Origin of the sequence: Paenibacillus sp. PK4536 (genome assembly GCF_028594455.2) — a bacterium.
GTDB classification, from domain to species: domain Bacteria; phylum Bacillota; class Bacilli; order Paenibacillales; family Paenibacillaceae; genus Saccharibacillus; species Saccharibacillus nuruki.
In genome coordinates, this window is the sequence record NZ_CP126313.1 from 4,459,958 (window position 1) to 4,480,303 (window position 20,346).

Annotated in this window: 14 protein-coding genes; 3 read left to right on the plus strand and 11 right to left on the minus strand. The window is 39.9% G+C overall.

Annotated features, from left to right (window positions below; all coding sequences use genetic code 11):
* Positions 1 to 187 precede the first annotated feature (187 nt).
* Together PO903_RS19840 and PO903_RS19845 are read left to right on the plus strand one after the other, a co-directional pair.
* Positions 188 to 1,180: a DUF1385 domain-containing protein gene (locus tag PO903_RS19840; protein WP_069329092.1), complete on the plus strand. Its 993-nt coding sequence runs from the start codon at positions 188 to 190 to the stop codon at positions 1,178 to 1,180.
* Between the two features lie 10 nt (positions 1,181 to 1,190).
* Positions 1,191 to 1,577, plus strand: a complete 387-nt coding sequence (locus PO903_RS19845; protein WP_273594375.1) for a hypothetical protein — start codon at positions 1,191 to 1,193, stop codon at positions 1,575 to 1,577.
* 249 nt (positions 1,578 to 1,826) lie between these two features.
* Here the strand turns inward: PO903_RS19845 and PO903_RS19850 are convergent, their stop codons facing one another.
* From PO903_RS19850 to adhE, 10 genes are all read right to left on the minus strand, one after another.
* Positions 1,827 to 3,482 (minus strand): family 10 glycosylhydrolase, encoded by a 1,656-nt coding sequence (locus PO903_RS19850; protein ID WP_273594376.1) that lies wholly within the window; start codon positions 3,480 to 3,482, stop codon positions 1,827 to 1,829.
* Between the two features lie 116 nt (positions 3,483 to 3,598).
* The gene (mntR, locus tag PO903_RS19855) at positions 3,599 to 4,024 is read right to left on the minus strand and encodes a transcriptional regulator MntR (RefSeq protein ID WP_069329089.1); all 426 of its coding nucleotides are present in this window, start codon (positions 4,022 to 4,024) and stop codon (positions 3,599 to 3,601) included.
* 181 nt (positions 4,025 to 4,205) lie between these two features.
* A complete protein-coding gene (gene metG / locus PO903_RS19860; RefSeq protein WP_069329088.1) occupies positions 4,206 to 6,221 on the minus strand; it encodes a methionine--tRNA ligase in 2,016 nt (671 codons plus the stop codon).
* Between the two features lie 373 nt (positions 6,222 to 6,594).
* Positions 6,595 to 6,879: a membrane protein insertion efficiency factor YidD gene (gene yidD / locus PO903_RS19865; RefSeq protein ID WP_273594377.1), complete on the minus strand. Its 285-nt coding sequence runs from the start codon at positions 6,877 to 6,879 to the stop codon at positions 6,595 to 6,597.
* Positions 6,876 to 7,379, minus strand: a complete 504-nt coding sequence (locus PO903_RS19870) for a Fur family transcriptional regulator (protein ID WP_273594378.1) — start codon at positions 7,377 to 7,379, stop codon at positions 6,876 to 6,878. Before PO903_RS19870 ends, yidD begins: the two co-directional genes overlap by 4 nt.
* A 288-nt stretch (positions 7,380 to 7,667) precedes the next feature.
* Positions 7,668 to 9,890 (minus strand): stalk domain-containing protein, encoded by a 2,223-nt coding sequence (locus tag PO903_RS19875; RefSeq protein WP_273594379.1) that lies wholly within the window; start codon positions 9,888 to 9,890, stop codon positions 7,668 to 7,670.
* Between the two features lie 304 nt (positions 9,891 to 10,194).
* A complete protein-coding gene (gene nagZ, locus PO903_RS19880; RefSeq protein WP_273594380.1) occupies positions 10,195 to 11,817 on the minus strand; it encodes a beta-N-acetylhexosaminidase in 1,623 nt (540 codons plus the stop codon).
* A 301-nt stretch (positions 11,818 to 12,118) separates the two neighbouring features.
* Positions 12,119 to 12,856, minus strand: coding sequence for a pyruvate formate-lyase-activating protein (gene pflA, locus PO903_RS19885; RefSeq protein WP_069329084.1), 738 nt, complete (start codon positions 12,854 to 12,856; stop codon positions 12,119 to 12,121).
* A 328-nt stretch (positions 12,857 to 13,184) separates the two neighbouring features.
* Positions 13,185 to 15,452 carry a formate C-acetyltransferase gene (gene pflB / locus PO903_RS19890; protein WP_069329083.1) on the minus strand — a complete coding sequence of 756 codons (2,268 nt, stop codon included), beginning with the start codon at positions 15,450 to 15,452 and terminating at the stop codon, positions 13,185 to 13,187.
* 688 nt (positions 15,453 to 16,140) lie between these two features.
* Positions 16,141 to 18,753, minus strand: a complete 2,613-nt coding sequence (adhE, locus tag PO903_RS19895; RefSeq protein ID WP_069329082.1) for a bifunctional acetaldehyde-CoA/alcohol dehydrogenase — start codon at positions 18,751 to 18,753, stop codon at positions 16,141 to 16,143.
* Between the two features lie 333 nt (positions 18,754 to 19,086).
* On the opposite strand from adhE, the gene PO903_RS19900 reads away from it, so the two are divergent.
* Complete coding sequence (locus PO903_RS19900; RefSeq protein ID WP_069329081.1) at positions 19,087 to 19,809, plus strand: Crp/Fnr family transcriptional regulator; 723 nt, start codon at positions 19,087 to 19,089, stop codon at positions 19,807 to 19,809.
* A 111-nt stretch (positions 19,810 to 19,920) separates the two neighbouring features.
* Here the strand turns inward: PO903_RS19900 and PO903_RS19905 are convergent, their stop codons facing one another.
* Positions 19,921 to 20,238 carry a winged helix-turn-helix transcriptional regulator gene (locus tag PO903_RS19905; RefSeq protein ID WP_069329080.1) on the minus strand — a complete coding sequence of 106 codons (318 nt, stop codon included), beginning with the start codon at positions 20,236 to 20,238 and terminating at the stop codon, positions 19,921 to 19,923.
* Positions 20,239 to 20,346 lie beyond the last annotated feature (108 nt).

Below are 20,346 nucleotides of genomic sequence, written 5' to 3' on the forward strand. Positions count from 1 at the left end.
TGAGAATAGGCAGTAGAATATCTTATCTATTCTATCTAGCTTGCTGATAGCGTATTCTGGTAAAAATCAGCCAAATCCGCTACAATTAAAGGATAGGCTTATTTCTAGCAATTATAGATCAATAGATAAGCTTGATCAGGCATTTCGTAAATAACGGTAATGTCGAACTACGGAAGGGTGACTGTACTTGTCAAAACAATCTGCTCCTCCGAGCTATGGCGGCCAAGCAGTAATAGAAGGCGTTATGTTCGGCGGAAAAAATGTGAATGTGACAGCTGTAAGACGTAAAGATGGTGAAATCACCTTTTTAGAAGTACCTAGACAAGATAAGTCATGGGTCAAAACATTACGCCGCATTCCATTGTTGCGAGGAATTATAAGTTTGATTGATTCAAGTGCCAAAGGCTCCAAACATCTCAATTATGCAGCCGATGCGTATTCAGAAGATCAGATGAGCCCTGAAGAATATGCAGAACAGAAGCAAAAAGAAGAATCCAAAATGAGTCTTAGTATGATGCTTGGTGTTGCAGTAGTGGGTATCCTTTCACTCATTGTAGGTAAGCTTGTATTCACACTCGTTCCCGTATTTGTAGAAAGTTTATTATTCGGTAGAGCCTTCGATAATCATGCACTGCATACCTTACTTGAAGGTGTTATCAAAATTATCCTGCTCTTAATCTATCTCTGGGCGATCTCACAGACACCGATGATTAAGCGACTCTTTCAGTATCATGGTGCTGAACATAAAGTCATTACAGCTTATGAACACGGCGAAGAGTTAACCCCTGAAAATGTACAAAAGTATAGTCGTCTACATTATCGCTGTGGAAGCAGTTTTATTATATTAACCGTTATTATCGGAGTCATTATCTACGCACTGTTCAGTTGGGATAGCCTCACCGAGCGGATTATACAACGTATCGTTTTGTTGCCTGTCGTTATCGGTGTTTCGTTTGAATTTTTGAAATTTACGAATAGCTTACGTGAAGTACCCGTTCTACGGTATTTGGGATATCCGGGGTTATGGTTACAATTGTTAACGACCAAAGAACCGACACTGGATCAGATCGAAGTTTCAATTGCTTCATTTAACCGTATGCGTGAATTAGACGCTGCGCTTGAACAACAACATGTGCGTTCGGCAGTGACTACTGCTTCTCCTGACCCTGTGAAAGGATGATGATAATAAAATGAGAAAATCACCTGTTCAACTGATTGTATTTGGAGTTGCTATTCTGCTAGGTGCGGTCGGGCTGTTTCTTGAAATATTCCAAATGGTGGCTTCTCCTGCAATGTACAATTGGGCGAATCTCATTGTACCGATCATCTTGATTGTCGTTTTATTTTTGGTAATGCGGTCAGCTTCTGGTATGTCTGGTCGAGGTTATCAAGGACCTAAAGTCAAACCTTCTGCACGTACCATGGCCAAGATGAACGGCTCGCAAAAAAACAATTACAAAACCACTTCTGCTAGACCATCGAATAGTCATCAATCGAAGCCCAAAAAGAATTATCCTTTTCAAGTCATTCAAGGCAACAAAGGGAAAGATGATGATGAAGCGCCTAAATTTCATTAAATTAATAAATAGAATGTAGATCAGTTCTGTATAGCCCTTGTTGCAATAAAGCTGATTATATCTATCAAGAAAAAGCATGACTTTTCCTTCTCACAGAGGAACAGATCATGCTTTTTCTTTGCTGTCTGACTATAATGCTCTCAGATTTTAATGTTCTAATTTATCAATGTTTCTTTTCCAATCAAAAAAAGAGATTCCATCGCCTATTGTAACGGCTGATGAAATCTCTTTTTCTACTCTTCTGCTATTTTACAATCCCCAGTATGAACGCAATTTCGCTAATACACCTTGTGGATTCTTTTTCAAATCTTTAGCGCTAAAGAAGATACTGCCTTTGATATTGCTGTATTTCTCGTTGTATTTGAGCTGGTTGATGATCTCGTTAGAACTGCTCCAGCCAATTTCAGGAGTGCTGATTTTGTAAAGAGCATGACCGATATACAGATCTACACCTGTATTTTTAGTTTCATTTGCCCACCAGTCTACCACTTTATCATAACGAGCTACAGGAAGTGTCATACTCCAATAGACTTGCGGAGCGATATAATCGATCCAGCCGTTTTTGATCCATGTGCGTGTATCTGCATAGGTAGTGTCATAAGCAGTTACACCTGCTTTGGTATCTGATCCTGTGATATCGGATGATTTGTTACGCCATACACCGAAAGGACTGATTCCGAATTTCACAGCAGGTTTGGAATTATGAATCGATGTATTGAGCTGTTGCACAAAGCTATTGATGTTTCCACGACGCCAATCCGCTTTGGTTTTGAATTTACCGCTGTTATAACTAGCATAGGTGCTGTCATCACCGAATTTGTTAGAAGCTGTCTCTGAATATGGATAGAAATAGTCATCTAAATGTACACCGTCGATATCGTAGTTGTTGACGACTTCCATCACAGTATCAATGACTGATTGACGTGCAGCTGGAATCCCCGGATTGAGATAATATTTATTATCGAACTTGATCACCCAATCAGGATGCTTCAATACTACATTATTGCTTGCAAGCTTACTGGTGTTAGCATCTGTTGTAGCACGGAACGGGTTAAACCATGCATGGAACTCCATCCCACGCTTATGAGCTTCAGCAACCATATATTCTACAGGATCATAACCCGGATCTTTCCCCTGTGTTCCTGTAAGATATTTCGACCATGGCATAAGTGACGATTTGTATAATGCATCTCCAGCAGGACGAACCTGTACGAATACTGCATTGATGCCCATCCCTTGTAGATCATCTAACAATTTTGAAAATTCTTGTTTTTGCTTGGTTGCACCTGATGTCGCTGGCCAATCTAGATTGTAGACGGTAGAGACCCATGCACCACGAAGCCCATCTTTGGCTACAGTGCTTGTTGGCGCTTTGCCACTGTTACTATTATCTGTTGTTCCTGTATTGGTAGTAGCTGGTGTAGAAGGCTTGCTGCTGTTATTTTTACTACCTGTACCTTGATAACTACTTGTCGCTAAATTTACGGTACGATTGGCTTGATCCCAATTTACATCAAGACCCAGACCTTCACCGATAAAACGTAGCGGAACCATGACACGACCGTTTTTCATTTCAACTGAAGCATCTAAGCTTACTGACTTGTTATCAATCGTTGCTGTATTCTGACCTGAAGTCAGTACCAGTACTTGCTTATCACTCGTAATCGTGACTGTGCTTGTGGATTGATTCCAGGCGATTTTAGCTTTCAAATTTTCACTCACTAGACGTAAAGGAACCATGGTTACATTGCTCTTGCTGGTTATGTAAGGAGCAGCATCCCCTTGTATCTGTTCTCCATTGAGCATGATCTTAATATCCGAATCTGCGGCATGAAGTGTACTACTGATCGAAGGGACAATCATCAACAATACTAAAAATACAGCGATAACACGAACCATTTTCATAAATTTAAAACCTCCAGTAAATCGTTGCTTGGTGCTTATATCATTAGACGACTGACGGGTACCAAAGTTGCGAACAAAATAAAAGACATCTGCCAAGTGATCGACAGATGCCTGCCTTACGAGTCGCTAATCAGCTCTTTTTGCAGATTCTGTAGCGCTTCCACACGTGAAGGATCACGACGGAAGTATTCTAACAATGTTTCGATTTGAGTAATCGAATTCCAACTTAAATGATGCTCTATACCTTCTACATCTTTGTATATATAATCCGGGTTAACACCGATTACATTCAGGAAATCTTCAAGCAATTGATGGCGTTCTACAAGACGTTTGCCCATCTTTTTCCCTTTGCTTGTCAGTACTAATCCCCGGTACTTCTCATAAATCAAATATTCATCTTTATCTAATTTTTGGATCATTTTTGTAACGGACGAAGGATGTACTTCTAACCCTTCTGCAATATCCGAGACACGCGCATATCCCTTTTGATCGATTAATTTATAAATGCGCTCTAAATAATCCTCCATACTGGGCGTTGGCATCTTGCTCCCCCTTTTTCACTACATACTGTATTCATTTGGCAAATATTGATTCAATAATCATACATTTAATTCGCATGAGTTGGCAAGTTTTGCACATGGTTCAAACGATAGAAAGAACCTTCCATGTGTACACCATATATGCTGTTCCACGGAAGGCTCTACCTGATCATTTAAGCCTTATTTATTTAACAATTGCACCGTTAGGCATACCGTCTGGAACCGTCGCTAGTGTCAATTGATCGCCATGAGAAGCCGCCAAAATCATACCTCTAGATTCTTCTCCGCGTAATTTAACAGGTTTGAGATTAGTCACACAGATGACTTTGCGTCCGACTAATTCTTCCGGTGTATAGAACTTCGCAATACCGGATACCACTTGGCGTTGCTCTGTTCCTAGATCCAATTGTAATTTAAGCAGTTTGTCTGCCTTTTTAACAGGCTCTGCTGAGATCACTTGAGCTACGCGTAGTTCCACTTTAGCAAAGTCGTCTATACTAATCTCAGGCGCTTGTTGCTCTTCTACCTCTACAGGTGCGGAAGTCGTTGGAGCTGTTGGTGTTGCTTCAGCAGCAGCTGTTAATACGCCACCCATTGCTTCTACGATGTAAGCCACTTCTTCTTTGCTATCTAGGCGAGGGAAAATAGGATCGCCTTTCACTACAACTGTACCTGCTGGAATCTGACCATACGAACGAATACTTTCCCAAGCGGTAAGTTCGCCTTCTGCTATTCCAAGTTGTGCCCAGATTTTTTTCGGTGCACGTGTTAAGAACGGTTGTAACAATACAGATACAATCCGCAATGTTTCCACCAAATGATACATTACCGAATCCAATTGTGGTTGGTTAGCTTCGTCTTTGGCAAGAACCCACGGTTGTGTCTCATCGATATATTTATTGGTACGACTAATCAATTGACTGATTGCCGTCAAAGCTACAGAAAACTCTAGGTGTTCAAATGCGTTTTCTACTTTTTCTATCGTTTGTGCAGCAATATCTTCTAACGTACCATCGACTTCAAGCACACGACCTGGATAAGCAGGAATGGTACCACTACAATACTTATCGACCATAGCTACCGAACGGTTAAGCAAGTTACCTAGATCATTTGCTAGATCTGAATTGACACGATCGACAAAGCTCTCCGGTGTAAATGTACCATCTGAACCGAAAGGCACTTCGCGTAGCAAGTAGTAACGCAGTGAATCTAGACCGTAACGCTCGATTAATGTGACTGGATCTACTACATTTCCTTTAGACTTAGACATTTTGCCGTCTTTCATCAGTAACCAACCATGACCAAATACTTTTTTCGGCAAAGGTAGATCAAGTGCCATCAACATAATCGGCCAATAGATCGTATGGAAACGTACGATTTCTTTACCTACCAGATGAATATCTGCTGGCCAGAACTTATTAAATAATTCTGGATTATCGGTTCCATATCCTAGAGCTGTAATGTAGTTAGATAAAGCATCGATCCATACATAAACAATATGCTTAGGATCACCTTTGACTTGTACGCCCCACTCAAAGGTTGTACGCGAAACGGCTAAGTCTTCAAGTCCTGGCTTGATAAAGTTATTAATCATTTCATTTTTGCGAGATTCGGGTTGAATAAATTCAGGGTTGTCTTGATAGTATTTTAATAAACGGTCTGCATATTTGCTCATACGGAAGAAATAAGATTCTTCTTTCACCAATTCTACAGGATGTCCACTATCCGGACTTTTACCACCGATAATCTCACCGTCTGCATTACGTTCGATATCTACAATTTGCGTTTCTGTGTAATACGTCTCATCTGGAATACTATACCAGCCTTCATATTCACCTTTATAAATATCACCTTGCTTCAACAATCGATCAAAGATTTCTTGTACCACAATCTTATGGCGTTCTTCTGTCGTACGAATAAAATCATCATATGAAATGTCTAATTGATCCCATAACTTTTTGATTCCTTCTACTACACCATCAATAAATTGTTGAGGAGTCTGTCCTTTTTCTAGAGCTTTACGTTCAATCTTTTGTCCGTGTTCATCTGTTCCTGTTAGATAGCGAACTTCGTATCCTCTTAAGCGCTTGTAACGAGCCATAGCATCACCGGCTACGGTTGTATAGGCATGACCGATATGCAATTTGTCACTTGGATAATAGATAGGTGTTGTTAGATAAAAAGTAGGTTTGGCTGTCATTATAATTCCTCCTTCAATATTGTTAAATCACTATCATGTTATTTCCATATCTGGACGCAAAAAAGCCCTCGCCCCTATATGGGACGAGAGCATAGACTCACGCGTTACCACCCAAATTCTCTACTTCTTTGCAAAAGTAGACTCTATCAGTCTTTAGCAGACTGCCCATTAACGCTGGTTCACGCTGAAGCCTTACATATCGATACAACCGAATATGCTTGACCACAGTTCCTCCCGGACCATATTCGATGACGCTCACCATACCGGTTCCCAGCTACTCCGGCTCTCTGTACTGGCGCTTTTTCCATCTACTTATCCATTCACAGGAAATGATATTTGATGTTATGAATATACCGAACTTCCAAATCACCTGTCAAGCATTTTGCTGTTCCTGATTGGTGACTGATGAGGCTGATTTCACTTTGGATTTAGCTGGTGGTACAGGATCAAACCCTCCCGGATGAAAAGGATGACATTTTCCTATCCGTTTAGCAGCTAATCCGATGCCTTTGGCCACACCATGAATCTCGATCGCTTCGAGTGCATATTGAGAACAAGTCGGATAAAAACGACATGTTGGAGGTTTAAGTGGTGAAATGAATTTGCGATACACATGGATCGGCGTCTGTACCGCACGACGACTCAATTTTGGCTTCACTGGCTTTTACCTGCATGTTCATGTGTATCATAATGAGGTTGCTTTAGATGTAGCGTTGGACCTTCTTTACCATCTCCGGCACCCATTTCTTTACGACAGTCTTTGCAATAACCGAACACTTCAAATTTGTGTTTAACCACTTCGAATTGTTCCGGCATATCTGTCATATCCATCGGGCAAAAAGCAATCGGGTACGTTTTCTCACATTGTAAGCAGATCATATGATGATGATGGCGATCCTGACTACAATGGCTTTTAAATTTAACACCATCTTCGAAAACGATCTGTTCTAACACACCTAGCTCCTGCATCACACGTAAATTACGATAGACTGTATCAAAGCTAAGTCCACTGTATTTTTTACCCATATAGTCATATACATCTTTAGCGGTCAGATAACCGGGAGCTTCTGCAAATAAACGAGCTAATGTACGACGTTGATCGGTTATTCGCAATCCCTGTCCTGCCATGGTATCGATGATTTGTTCTGTCGACAGCATGAGTTATTCCTCCTGTCCTAATCTATCTTTTCTATTCTGAACTATTTATCTTATTATTCGTAATAATAACTATTATACAACATAACCGTATACGATGCGCAATAATTCGTCAAAAGTTTATGGCGATTACGTTACTAATTGAAGCTTACTTCCACTTGTATACACATTTCTCCATCATGCCTTATTTAGGCTCAATCGTCAATTGATTCTGACCAAAATCAGCAATTATCGTAGCACATCAAAAAAGCTCGAATCAGCATTCACTGATTCGAGCTTTTGATTTGAAAATTATTGTTTTTTAGCTGGCAATTGTGTGAATAACAAGTTAACTGGCAAGTTACTACCAGGTGCTGCTGTAAACCACAATTCCACGGCTTCTGTATCTAATGTTCCTGTACGATATAGAACAACATTATCATTTGCTGTTGTTGCTGCACCGTTATTTTTGATTGCTGTTACTGCTCCGTTTACATACATGTAACCTGAGTAACGACCACCACGAGCATTAAAGGAAATCATCGTGTTTGGCGCAACCATGTCTAGCTTGATTTTGTACAATACACCAAAGTTACCTGCGTTAGAAGCTTCAGTCATTGACAATGGATCTGTACCCATTAAGTTAGGGTCACTGTTGTTGTCTCCGATTGGCATACGAACTGTTGTGTTACCGATCAAGTCAGCAACATGGATATTACGTACAGCATTGTCATACGTACCACGGTTGTGGATACCATCGCGGTCTAGCTTAGGTTCTGTAGCTAATGCAGCGATCGGATCTTGATTTTCATCAATCATCATCACTGTATATTGTACATTAGAATCACTTACTAGATCGCCGAACAATGAAATAACTGTATCGTTTTTCATTGCAGTAGCACTAAGTTGGTTAAAGATAACTTGGCTTTGTCCAGGTTGTAGAACAACAGATTGTGCTTCTGCACCTGATTGCATCGATTGGAAATAACGTTGAACAGAAACTTTACCTACTGCTGTAGCATAAGGATTCGGTCCACCAAAACCAAGAGCTTGAATATTCAATGTTGCTGGTGTAGCATTCGGATTCGTTGCTACAACATACATTTTTTTGCTACTACCGGTTTCGTTCAAATGATGCACCATAAAGCGTGTAGCACCAGTAGCGAATTCTTGGTACACAATACCTTTAGTCAATACACGTTCAGGACTGTTACTACGAATCAGACGACTTGGATCATCATTGACTTGAGCATTGGTTACGGTTGCCCATGTTGGAACGACAGAACCGTTAAAGTCGAATGAATCTCCGATTGGTGTAAATAATGGGTAGAAGTCTTCAGCCGAATATAATGTTTGATCCGTTACATTAATCGTTTTGCTATATGTTCCTGTTGCACCGTGTTTGTCGGTTACAGTCAATGTGATTGTCTGTGGACCTGGTGTAAAGAACGCTAATTGTTTGTTATCCCATTTAGTTAAGCCTGTATTGATAGCATTCTCATCATCAGTACTCATATCTGTATAAGTAACCAATTCACCCATACGATACGTTTCTTGATTGGTATTGAACATCGCTACAGGGGGTTGGTTAGGAGGAAGCACGTTGATGGTAACCGTGTAAGGATCACTCCATTGTCCTGACGAATCCATAACAGAATACGTAATCACATGAGGACCTGCTTCTGCAAAAATGTCTTCGCGTCCTGTCCATGTTTCATTAGCAATAGGACTGCCATCAGACGTTTTAGATTGTGTTTTGTACGTTACTAATGTTTGACCTGCATAAATCGCAGTAGGGGAAACTGTAAAGGAAGCTGTTGGTTTAACAACCAAATCCAATACAACTAATTTACCTTGTACTGTATAAGGAATATTTAGAGCTTGAGTAATAGAAGTCAAAGGAACCATAAATACATTTTTCTGTTGGAATGCTGGACCTTTCATCAAGGTGTTCACACCATTTACAGTGTAGTACTTACTGTCTGTTTTGAAGCGTAATTCTTTACCATCTTTTTGCATGATCGTTTCTTTGGTCTTAGCGTCGTATGTAAGCTTCAGACCGACACGGGTCACAAGTGCGCGAACCGATACGTAAGATACTCCACTTTTCACAGCCATAGGTTGATCTGAAAAGTATAATTTACCATCTTGATAAATTTGATTAGAGTTCATCATAAAAATAACTTTGTTAGGTCCAGCCGAATACACATCATTCACCACGGTAGGTGTTGTTGGTGTAGTTACTGGTGGTTTAACCGTAGTTGGTGGTGTTGTAGGAACCGTTGGCACTGTACCATCACCTGTTGTTCCAGCAGGATCTGTCGTCGGATCAGTCACTGCGTTAGGATCTGTAACTGCATTAGGATCAGTTACTGTAGTATCATCTCCTACAGTCCCTTGAGTATCATTGTAGACATCTTGTACGATACTGCTATCCACATCGCCTTCAGCAGCATGCACTTGCGCTCCTGGAACAGTCGCAACAGTCTGAGCTACAGCGAGTAATGCAATTAGTAAAGTCTTCTTGAATTTCATTATTAGGCTCCTTCTCATAGCAATTTACTGTAATTCACTTCCAAAAAGATGGTGTTTCCCCCGAATTGGCACATTAATAAGACGCGCCAAACCTTGAAAAGTTTCTCTCTTCCTTAAGAAACCTTACAACATACGTATCTGTTCACACTTCAGTCACATCTATTCCGCAGAAAAATCACATAAAAAACAGCCTTATCCATCAGCGATGAATAGACTGTTTTTGACTACATCATGTGCTCAGAAAACGTCATTAATTATACTTTACCACAAATAAATGCAATAACCTATTTTGACAACTACTCTTCTATATTTGAACCTGATATTGCTCATTTAAGCTCACTGGTAATTTTCCTACCGCTGGCTTAACCCCTGCAATTACAGCTGCCAAAGCTTCTACCGCATACTTCCGATTTTCATAACTACAGATATACGTCTTGATCTCAGGAAGATCATTCATATCATAAGGATTACGTACAGAAGCCACAATCAACGAAGTGTCTGTCAAAAGAGATAATTGGCGGGCGAGTTCTGCTTGACCGAGTGGTAACAGACCCGATGATGTATATGCTGCAAAGATCACTTTGGGATAATGGATTGCTTCTGCTAATACTTGCTGAATCTCTTCCGGTTCCGGGCGAGCATCTATCGTAATCTGGGTTGCATCGATCCCATAGCTATTAAGAGCTTGAGCAAAACTGACATCATGCCCTGTCGGCTCATCCACTTCGGTTAGACGCGTCACCTGTGGCCATATAATGAGTACCTTATCATCCGGTTGCAAAGGCAATTGCCCTTCGTCTTTGACTAATGTAATACTGCGCTCTGCAATTTCACGCAACACCGGTTCGATCGGTTCAGGTTCTAAGCGCTGTGTCCACTCTTCTATCGTATAAGGTGCTGCATCCATCTGATGTTTGGCTTTGAGTGATAGTATTCGTTCGACTGAAGCATCGATTTGAGCTTCAGATAACTGACCTTGTTGCACCGCTTCTTTAATCGCTTCAATCGCAGCGATCTGGTGCTCTAATGTATGACTCACCAGCAATAGGTCTGCTCCGGCTTGAGCTGCCATAACAGTCGCTTGTGGTATCGGAAAATGCTTGGCAATCGCATGCATTTCCAGACAATCGGTCACAATTAATCCTTCAAATCCCATCTCGATACGAAGCAAATCGGTTAGTACTTTACGCGACAATGTAGCTGGAATAGGCTCCGGTTCAAATGCAGGGAAAATAACATGAGCCGACATGATCACATCGACTCCTGCATCTATCGCTGAACGAAAAGGTAATAATTCAATCTGTTCTAAGCGTAATTTATCATGAGGTACAGAAGCTAATCCATAATGAGAATCCACCTCAGTATCTCCATGCCCTGGAAAATGCTTGGCTGTAGCAGCTACATACTCTTGCTGAATCGCTTGAATAGCGGCGGCTCCATGAATAGCTACTACTTCAGGCTTTTCAGAATAAGAACGGACGCCAATCACTGGATTACGAGGATTATTATTCACATCGACACAAGGCGCAAAATTCAAATTAATTCCTAATGTACGTAATTCACGCGCACTGATCGCTGAAGCGGCTGCCGTTAATGCCACATCATTTACTGCCCCAAGAGTCATATTGCCCGGAATCAGACTCATTCCATCTTGATCGATTCGGCTCACCATACCGCCTTCTTGATCGATCGCTATCAATAACGGTGGTAATCCTTGCCTCTGAGCAATCTGCTGTAACCCTGTGGAAAGGTCTGTAATCTGGCGAGCTGTTCCTATATTACGCCGAAAATAAATCACTCCACCGACATGATATTTTTCGATCAATTCTGTAATATGTTCGTTTGGTACATTGGTATGAAATCCGCATACAAATAATTGTCCGATTTTCTGATCTAATGTTAAGTCTGATAATTGAATAGTGTTCATAGATATCCTCCTTGTGCTGGAGCCTATTTTGAAAAGATGTCTGAACAAGATACATATGATATGGATAATCGATATTCTTATTTAAGTATAGATAACGAGATGGCGTGCAACAAGCGGATAAAGTTTGGGTTTTGGGGAGTTTTTTAAGAAGAACTGATATTACAGATAACGTATCACTACTCAACTATGTAGATACCAAAAAGTCCTTCCCTATGGATCAGGAAAGGACTTCTGGCTTCACGTTCATATACCCTTTTTGCTTACTATGGTTGTTATTTATCTATTTTCATAAAGAGGAGGATTAGACACAAGAGACTTGACGACGACCTTGCTCAATCAGACGATACGCACGTTCTACTTCTTCTTCGGTTGGCGAAGGAACCCCATCCAGCGGATAGATGCGTCCCAACGCTTCCCATTTGTAGATGCCCATCTGATGATAAGGTAAGATTTCGAATTTCTCTACCCCTTTTAATGTGCCGATAAATTCTCCTAAAGCGATCAGATCTTCTTCAGCATCATTAATGCCAGGTACAAACACATGGCGTATCCACATTTTGCGTCCATTATCAGATAGCCATTGTGCTGTGTGTAGAGTGCGTTCATTTGATACACCGGTTAATTTTTTGTGCTTTTCATTATTGATATGCTTAATATCAAGCAAGACTAAATCAGTAACTTCAAGCAGTTCATGGATTTTGTTAGGTTCATTGAATCCATTGCTGTCCAGTGTTGTATTCAGGTTCCAACGGTCTTTGACTGCTTTGAACAATTCTCTGACAAAAGGAGCTTGCAACGTTGGTTCTCCACCAGATACCGTCAATCCTCCACCTGAAGAACGGTAGTAACTCAAGTAAGGTTCAATTTCAGCTAGAACTTCTTCTAGCTCCATCACTTTACCTCCGTCCAAATTCCATGTATCAGGGTTATGACAGTATTGGCATTTCATCAGACAACCCTGCATAAATAGTACAAATCGTATGCCCGGGCCATCGACGGTACCGAACGTTTCTAGCGAGTGAACACGGCCTTTTACCATGATCAATCACCCCTTTCGTCTGAGTTGATGTATATAAATGAATAGGATTTCGAGAGTTAGAGTTACACCGCTACGCGTATGAATTATTCTTACGATCGCTGTTAAGATCGGATATCTGGAATGAACTGCTTTCGCAGTCGATATCCGAATCTTAAATGCGAACGCTTCGCTTCTTCAGAAACAATTCCTACTCTTCGCTCTGCGGTGTGACTCCACTTTCTCAAATGCTTCATTTATATCATTCATTGTTGGTTAGCAGTTACCATCTTTGATTACATTTCTTACTTTAATTAGCTTTATTGCTTTGACTATTGTTAAAAAGTTCGTGTTACATTGATCCGTGGAATGTGCGGTTGATGACATCCATTTGTTGTTCACGAGTCAATTTAACAAAGTTAACAGCATATCCAGATACACGGATGGTTAATTGTGGGTAGTTTTCTGGGTGTTCCATTGCGTCTAGTAATTGCTCACGAGCGAATACGTTAACGTTCAAGTGATGGGCATTGCTACCGAAGTATCCATCAAGCATAGATACAAGGTTAGTTTTGCGAATTTCTTCTTCTTTACCTAATGCTTTTGGCACGATAGAGAATGTGTTAGAAATACCATCTAAGCTATCTTCGTATGGTAATTTTGCAACAGAACTTAGAGATGCAAGAGCACCTTTGGTATCGCGTCCGTGCATAGGGTTAGCACCTGGTGCGAATGGTTCGCCAGCTTTACGTCCATCTGGTGTTGTACCTGTTTTTTTACCATATACTACGTTAGAAGTAATTGTTAATACTGATTGTGTTGGTGTAGCACCACGGTATGCTTTGTTTTTGCGAATCATACTCATAAATGTTTCGACCAATTCAACAGCAATCTGATCGACTTTATCATCGTTGTTACCGTAGCAAGGATATTCACCCTCGATTTTGAAATCTACAGCAATACCGCGTTCGTCACGAATTGGTGTTACTTTAGCGTATTTAATAGCACTTAATGAGTCAGCTGCTACTGATAGACCCGCAATACCGCAAGCCATTGTACGTAAGATATCACGATCATGTAGTGCCATTTCGATACGTTCGTAGCTGTATTTATCATGCATGTAATGGATAACGTTCAATGTGTTCATATACAATTTGCCTAACCATTCCATCATGGCTTTGAAACGTTTCATGACTTCGTCATATTCAAGCACTTCAGAAGTGATTGCAGGGTATTCAGGGCCTACTTGAACGCCTGATTTCTCATCACGTCCACCGTTGATTGCATACAATAGTGCTTTAGCAAGGTTCGCACGAGCTCCGAAGAATTGCATTTGTTTACCAATACGCATAGCGGATACACAGCAAGCAATACCATAATCGTCGCCATAGATTGGACGCATCAGATCATCATTTTCGTATTGGATCGAACTGGTTTCGATTGAAACTTTAGCACAGAATTTTTTGAAAGCTTCTGGCAATTGTTCTGACCACAATACAGTCAAGTTAGGTTCTGGTGCAGGTCCCAAGTTGTACAATGTATGCAAGAAACGGAAGCTGTTTTTGGTAACTAATGTTTTGCCATCGACAGCCATACCACCGATTGATTCCGTTACCCATGTAGGATCACCACTGAACAATTCGTTGTAATCTGGAGTACGTAAGAATTTAACGATACGCAATTTCATAACGAAATGGTCAACCAATTCTTGAGCTTGTTGTTCTGTCATTGTGCCTTCTTTAACATCACGTTCGATGTAGATATCAAGGAAAGAAGATACACGTCCTAGAGACATCGCTGCACCATTTTGTTCTTTGATTGCTGCAAGGTAACCGAAGTATACCCATTGGAACGCTTCTTTTGCTGTTTGTGCTGGTTTGGAAATATCGAAGCCATGCATTTCAGCCATTTTTTTCAATTCGCCTAGAGCACGAATTTGTTCTGATACTTCTTCACGAAGACGAATCACATCTTCATCAATCACGTCAACTTCCATATCATTCAAATCTTGTTTTCTTTCATTAATTAGGAAGTCTACACCGTATAATGCTACGCGGCGATAGTCACCGATAATACGTCCACGACCGTAAGCATCTGGTAAGCCTGTAATAATACCTGCTTTACGTGCTGCTCTCATATCAGAAGTATAAGCATCGAATACACCCTGGTTATGCGTTTTACGAATGTTTGTAAAGATATCAATGATTTGTTCTGGTACTTCAAAGCCATACGCTTTACAAGCATCGATCATCATTTTGATACCACCGAACGGTTGTAATGAACGACGGAAAGGAGCATCTGTTTGAACACCGACGATTTGTTCTTTGTCTTTGTCCAAGTAACCAGGACCGTGTGAAGTGATTGTAGAAGGTGTTGCAGCATCTACATCCCATACGCCACCACGTTCGATTTCTTCTTTAGATAGTTTGGAAATGATATCCCACAAGTCTTTTGTATTTGAAGTAGGGCCAGCTAGGAATGTTTCGTTTCCTTGATACGCACTAATATTTTGTTCAATAAAGTCGCGAGTATCTACATGTTTTGCCCATTTACCTGATTTGAAATTGCGCCATGCGTCTTGTTTTAAATTATCCTGTACATTTCTTTCGATAACTGACATTGATAATCCCTCCATTATTTGTGAATAAAATCACAAAACCATTTACACTATTGCTTGTCTCGCCTACACGATACCGGAAGCTGTTGTTTTCTCCCTCCGGCTATGTCTTTATTATGATGCAATTCATAAGCAGAGTATGTGACATTTATCACAAAATAGCATTTTTATTATGATTTTTATCACATTCTGTATCTATAACAGTTTTTAAAAATAACTACTACAGTTCAAAACCAAGCCTGTTACACAATAAGTAAATAACGATTTGCACAGTGAATACAGTGATATGAATCTACTAATACAAAAATACACATCATCATTCACTGCAAATAGCTGTAGCATCATACAAGAATTTACGACTTCTAACAACGAAATACATCACACTATTTCTGTATTATTCTATATACAAGCTATAGAATAATGTTGGACATCGCATCACTCCTCTCTACAAACAAAAGAACGGTTCTCTTTAGTTCTGCTAATATCGCAAACTAGGAGATCGTTCTTTGGGATAAGGTGGCATTCCATATTTGCTTTGTTTTTTATTTTCAACCATGTATCTTGAAAGTATATTCCTAGCGATACAAGTTAAATAAGAAGGAAAAAGGATCAACTCCAACGTACTGCTATAACAGCATGTGTGGAGTGATCCTTTTTTCAATCTATCATTTTACTTGTCGGACAGGTCTATTTATTCAAATCGACCATAGAATGCGTTGCGGTATACATCAGCTAGTTCAGTCACTAAAGGTAATTTAGGATTCGCTGTTGTACATTGATCTTCGAATGCACGGTCAGCAAGGTAATCTACACGAGATTCAAAGTCTTTTGCATCAAAGCCCAATGCTTCAAACGTTTCAGGAATACCTAGTTTGCGGTTCAAGTCACGAATAGCATTGATTAAGCTGTTCACGCCTTCTTCGGTTGTGCGTGCTGGCAATCCCAAGATACGAGCAATCTCAGCATAACGTTCGTGAGCAATAAAGTGAGAATATTTAGGGAACGCTGCGAATTTAGTTGGTTTTTTCGCATTGTAGCGGATAACGTGTGGCAACAAGATCGCATTAGTACGACCGTGTGCTGTATGGTATTGTCCACCCCATTTATGTGCCAGGCTATGGTTAATCCCTAAGAATGCATTCGCAAATGCCATACCTGCAATCGTAGAAGCATTATGCATTTTTTCACGAGCCAGTTTGTCGCCTGTTAGAGCAGACTGTTCTAGATATTGGAATACCAGTTGAATCGCTTTGATCGCTAGTCCATCGGTAAAGTCACTTGCCATTACAGATACATAAGCTTCAATCGCATGAGTCAATACGTCCATACCTGTATCAGCAACAGCTACACGAGGTAAAGAGTATACAAATTCAGGATCGATAATTGCTACGTCTGGTGTTAATTCATAGTCAGCCAAAGGATATTTTGTGTTGCCTTTTTCTTTATCTGTAATAACTGCGAACGATGTTACTTCAGAACCTGTACCTGAAGTCGTTGGAATTGCTACAAATTGTGCTTTTTGTCCCAAATGTGGGTATTTGTAGATCCGTTTGCGGATATCCATGAATTTTTGTTTTAGGTTATCAAATTCAGTATCAGGATATTCGTAGAACATCCACATGCCTTTAGCAGCATCCATAGGAGATCCACCACCAAGAGCGATAATGCAGTCCGGTTGGAAACGTTCCATCATTTGACGACCACGTTCTACAGTAGCAGTTGATGGATCTGGTTCTACATCAGAGAACACTTCAACAACAACTGGAGTCTGGCGTTGACGCAAGTAATGTTGTACTTTTTCAACATAACCAAGTTGTACCATCATCGCATCTGTTACGATCACTACACGACTAATATCAGGCATTTTAGCAAGGTATTGAGTTGCGCCTTTTTCAAAATAAACTTTAGAAGGTATTTTGAACCATTGCATATTCACAGTACGACGAGCCACCCTTTTCACATTAATCAGATTCACAGCACTTACGTTAGAAGAAGTAGAGTTACGACCATAAGATCCACAACCTAGTGTTAAAGATGGTAAGTTCGTATTGTAAATGTCACCAATTGCACCATGTGTAGAAGGAGAGTTCACGATAATACGTCCAGTTTGTAGACGATTAGAGAACTTCTGAATAACTTCATCATTATTAGAATGGATAGCTGAAGAGTGACCCATACCGCCAAATTCTACGATTTGTGCAGCACGTTCAATCCCTTGATCCGCGTTTTTAACTTTATAGCAAGCCAGTACAGGGCTTAATTTTTCAGCAGATAATGGGAATTTAGTACCTACGCCTTCCAATTCTGCTACCAGTATTTTGGTATCGGCTGGAACGGTAATTCCACAAAGTTCAGCAATTTTGACAGCAGATTGACCTACGATAGAAGGGTTCACTGCACATTTGTCTGTATTCATTGCACCGTTCGTTAATTTGCCTGCTTCTTCTTTAGTTACAAAGTAACAACCGTTATCGATCATTAATTTTTTCACTTTTTCATAAACAGGTTCTTCAATAACTACTGCTTGTTCAGAAGCACAAATCATACCGTTATCAAATGATTTGGAAAGAATCAAGTCATTCACTGCTTGTTGCAAGTCAGCACTTTTCTCTATAAAAGCAGGAACGTTACCAGGACCTACGCCAAGTGCAGGTTTACCACAGCTATATGCTGCTTTAACCATTGCGCCACCACCAGTAGCTAAGATTAACGCTACATCAGGATGATTCATTAATGCATTTGTTTTGTCCATTGAAGGAGCATCGATCCATTGGATACAATCCGCAGGTGCACCATGTTTGACAGCCGCTTCAAGTAAGATGCGAGCGGATTCTTTACTACAATTCTGTGCAGATGGATGGAAGCCGAAAATGATTGGGTTACGTGTTTTGATTGAGATCAAAGATTTGAACATGGTAGTCGAAGTTGGGTTCGTTACCGGTGTAATCCCCATGATGATTCCGACAGGTTCAGCAATTTTTTGGAAGCTTTCATAATCGTTATCTTCTATAATACCGACTGTTTTTTCATTTTTGATACCATGGTATACATATTCAGTAGCGAACATGTTTTTGATAATTTTATCTTCATATACGCCTCTGCCTGTTTCTTCAACAGCTAGTTTGGCAAGATACATATGTTGATCCAAGCCCGCTAATGCCATTGCTTGTACAATGTTATCAATTTGTTCTTGATCCATATTCATAAATGCGGCATGTGCTTTATTCGCTTTATCGATTAACTTTTGAATTTCTTCCTGTGCACTCAATTCCACGTTACGACTAGCATCATTTTTAACAGCCATTTCTCTCATCCTCCTCAGAATGTGTATTGCTTTTGTCTACACACCGATCATAGCATAGAGACATAAATCATAATGTGATATTTTTCACAATCAATTTTTATTTTTTAAATTTGTTTTATTTTATTTTTTCCTTTTGCATTTTAATATAAAAAGATGTATGATAATAGTGAAATTAATCACAAAGTATAGATTACTTTTACGTATACATGAGTTCATTATCTTTCCTATATAACGTAGAATTTAACTAATCATTTAATTTCCAGTTTTTTTCCTAAAATGTTATGCATTATGATTAATTTCACGTATAATTGAAACAAAAAGGGGCGAACCATAATGAACAATTCTTTAGAACATACTCAACCACGTCATAATACAGCATGCTTTTCGGAAATTAATCAGGAAAGATTACTTAATCATTCTACAGAACGCACGATTGCAGCAGGTTCACATTTATTCTGGGAAGGCGACTTATCCGATAAATTATACTTCCTTAAAAGTGGACGGGTTAAATTAACCAAATCTACTGATGAAGGTAAAGAATTGATTCTATATATGTATCAAGCAGGCGACATGATCGGTCAAGCAGATCCATTTTCAGGTACACGCCTTGGATTTACAGCGGAAGCATTAGAAGATACTGAAGTCGCTGTTATTGAACACAAAGAATTGGAATTGATGATCTGTCAGTATTGTGATTTTGCTATCGACTTTATGAAATGGATGGGTACTCATCACCGTCTAACACAGACTAAAGTGCGTGACTTAATGTTATACGGTAAACCAGGTGCTCTCTGCTCCACTCTGATTCGTTTAAGCAATACCTATGGTCAAGATTATAACGATCAAGGTTCGATTTTGATTAACAAAAAAATTACACATACCGATTTGTCGAATATGATTGGTGCTACTCGTGAAAGTGTCAACCGGATGCTTAGTGATTTGCGTAAAAAAGAAAGTATTGAATATGAGCACGGGATGATCATTATTCATGATCTTGAAGCGCTACAAGAAGTATGTCACTGCGAAATGTGCCCTAAAGAAATATGCAGAATTTAATGAATATTTAGGTGTGCTTATGCATTTACCTGTTGAGACAATTAAAATACCAAAAAAGCTTTCCGTGTGTTACTCATAGCGGAAAGCTTTTTTTGGTTAACACATCGAAATCTACTCGACCCAATGCTCTGCCCAGTTCTGAATCTGCTCCATCACTGGCTTAAGTGCACGTCCTTTGTCCGTTAGCTCATACTCAATTCGAACAGGTGTCTCTGGATAGACCTGACGAATCAATATTCCACTACCTTCTAAGTCTTTCATCCGCTCTGACAACATTTTGTCGCTCATCATAGGAATAAGATTAGAAATATCTTTGAAACGCTTAGGTCCACTCATTAATGATTGAATAATTAGACCGTTCCATCGTTTACCTAAAAATGAAAACGCGGTCTCAAAACGGGGACATAATCCCAATTGGTGTTGCTCCATGTTTTCTCACCTCTTCAATTGTTCCGAAACACGGGATCGGATAGTCATAAGCTCGTATTTCATCACGTTGTGATGTTAACTTACGATTAGTTAGTACATATATTTTAG

Bases quoted from the DNA above. Each gene is read 5' to 3' on its own strand.
- metG (WP_069329088.1), bottom strand. From the start codon at position 6,221: ATGACAGCCAAACCTACTTTTTATCTAACAACACCTATCTATTATCCA.
- pflB (WP_069329083.1), bottom strand. From the start codon at position 15,452: ATGTCAGTTATCGAAAGAAATGTACAGGATAATTTAAAACAAGACGCA.
- PO903_RS19850 (WP_273594376.1), bottom strand. From the start codon at position 3,482: ATGAAAATGGTTCGTGTTATCGCTGTATTTTTAGTATTGTTGATGATT.
- PO903_RS19905 (WP_069329080.1), bottom strand. From the start codon at position 20,238: ATGGAGCAACACCAATTGGGATTATGTCCCCGTTTTGAGACCGCGTTT.
- PO903_RS19870 (WP_273594378.1), bottom strand. From the start codon at position 7,379: ATGCTGTCGACAGAACAAATCATCGATACCATGGCAGGACAGGGATTG.
- adhE (WP_069329082.1), bottom strand. From the start codon at position 18,753: ATGGCTGTTAAAAATGATGCTAGTCGTAACGTGGAATTGAGTGCACAG.
- PO903_RS19845 (WP_273594375.1), top strand. From the start codon at position 1,191: ATGAGAAAATCACCTGTTCAACTGATTGTATTTGGAGTTGCTATTCTG.
- pflA (WP_069329084.1), bottom strand. From the start codon at position 12,856: ATGGTAAAAGGCCGTGTTCACTCGCTAGAAACGTTCGGTACCGTCGAT.
- mntR (WP_069329089.1), bottom strand. From the start codon at position 4,024: ATGCCAACGCCCAGTATGGAGGATTATTTAGAGCGCATTTATAAATTA.
- nagZ (WP_273594380.1), bottom strand. From the start codon at position 11,817: ATGAACACTATTCAATTATCAGACTTAACATTAGATCAGAAAATCGGA.
- PO903_RS19875 (WP_273594379.1), bottom strand. From the start codon at position 9,890: ATGAAATTCAAGAAGACTTTACTAATTGCATTACTCGCTGTAGCTCAG.
- PO903_RS19900 (WP_069329081.1), top strand. From the start codon at position 19,087: ATGAACAATTCTTTAGAACATACTCAACCACGTCATAATACAGCATGC.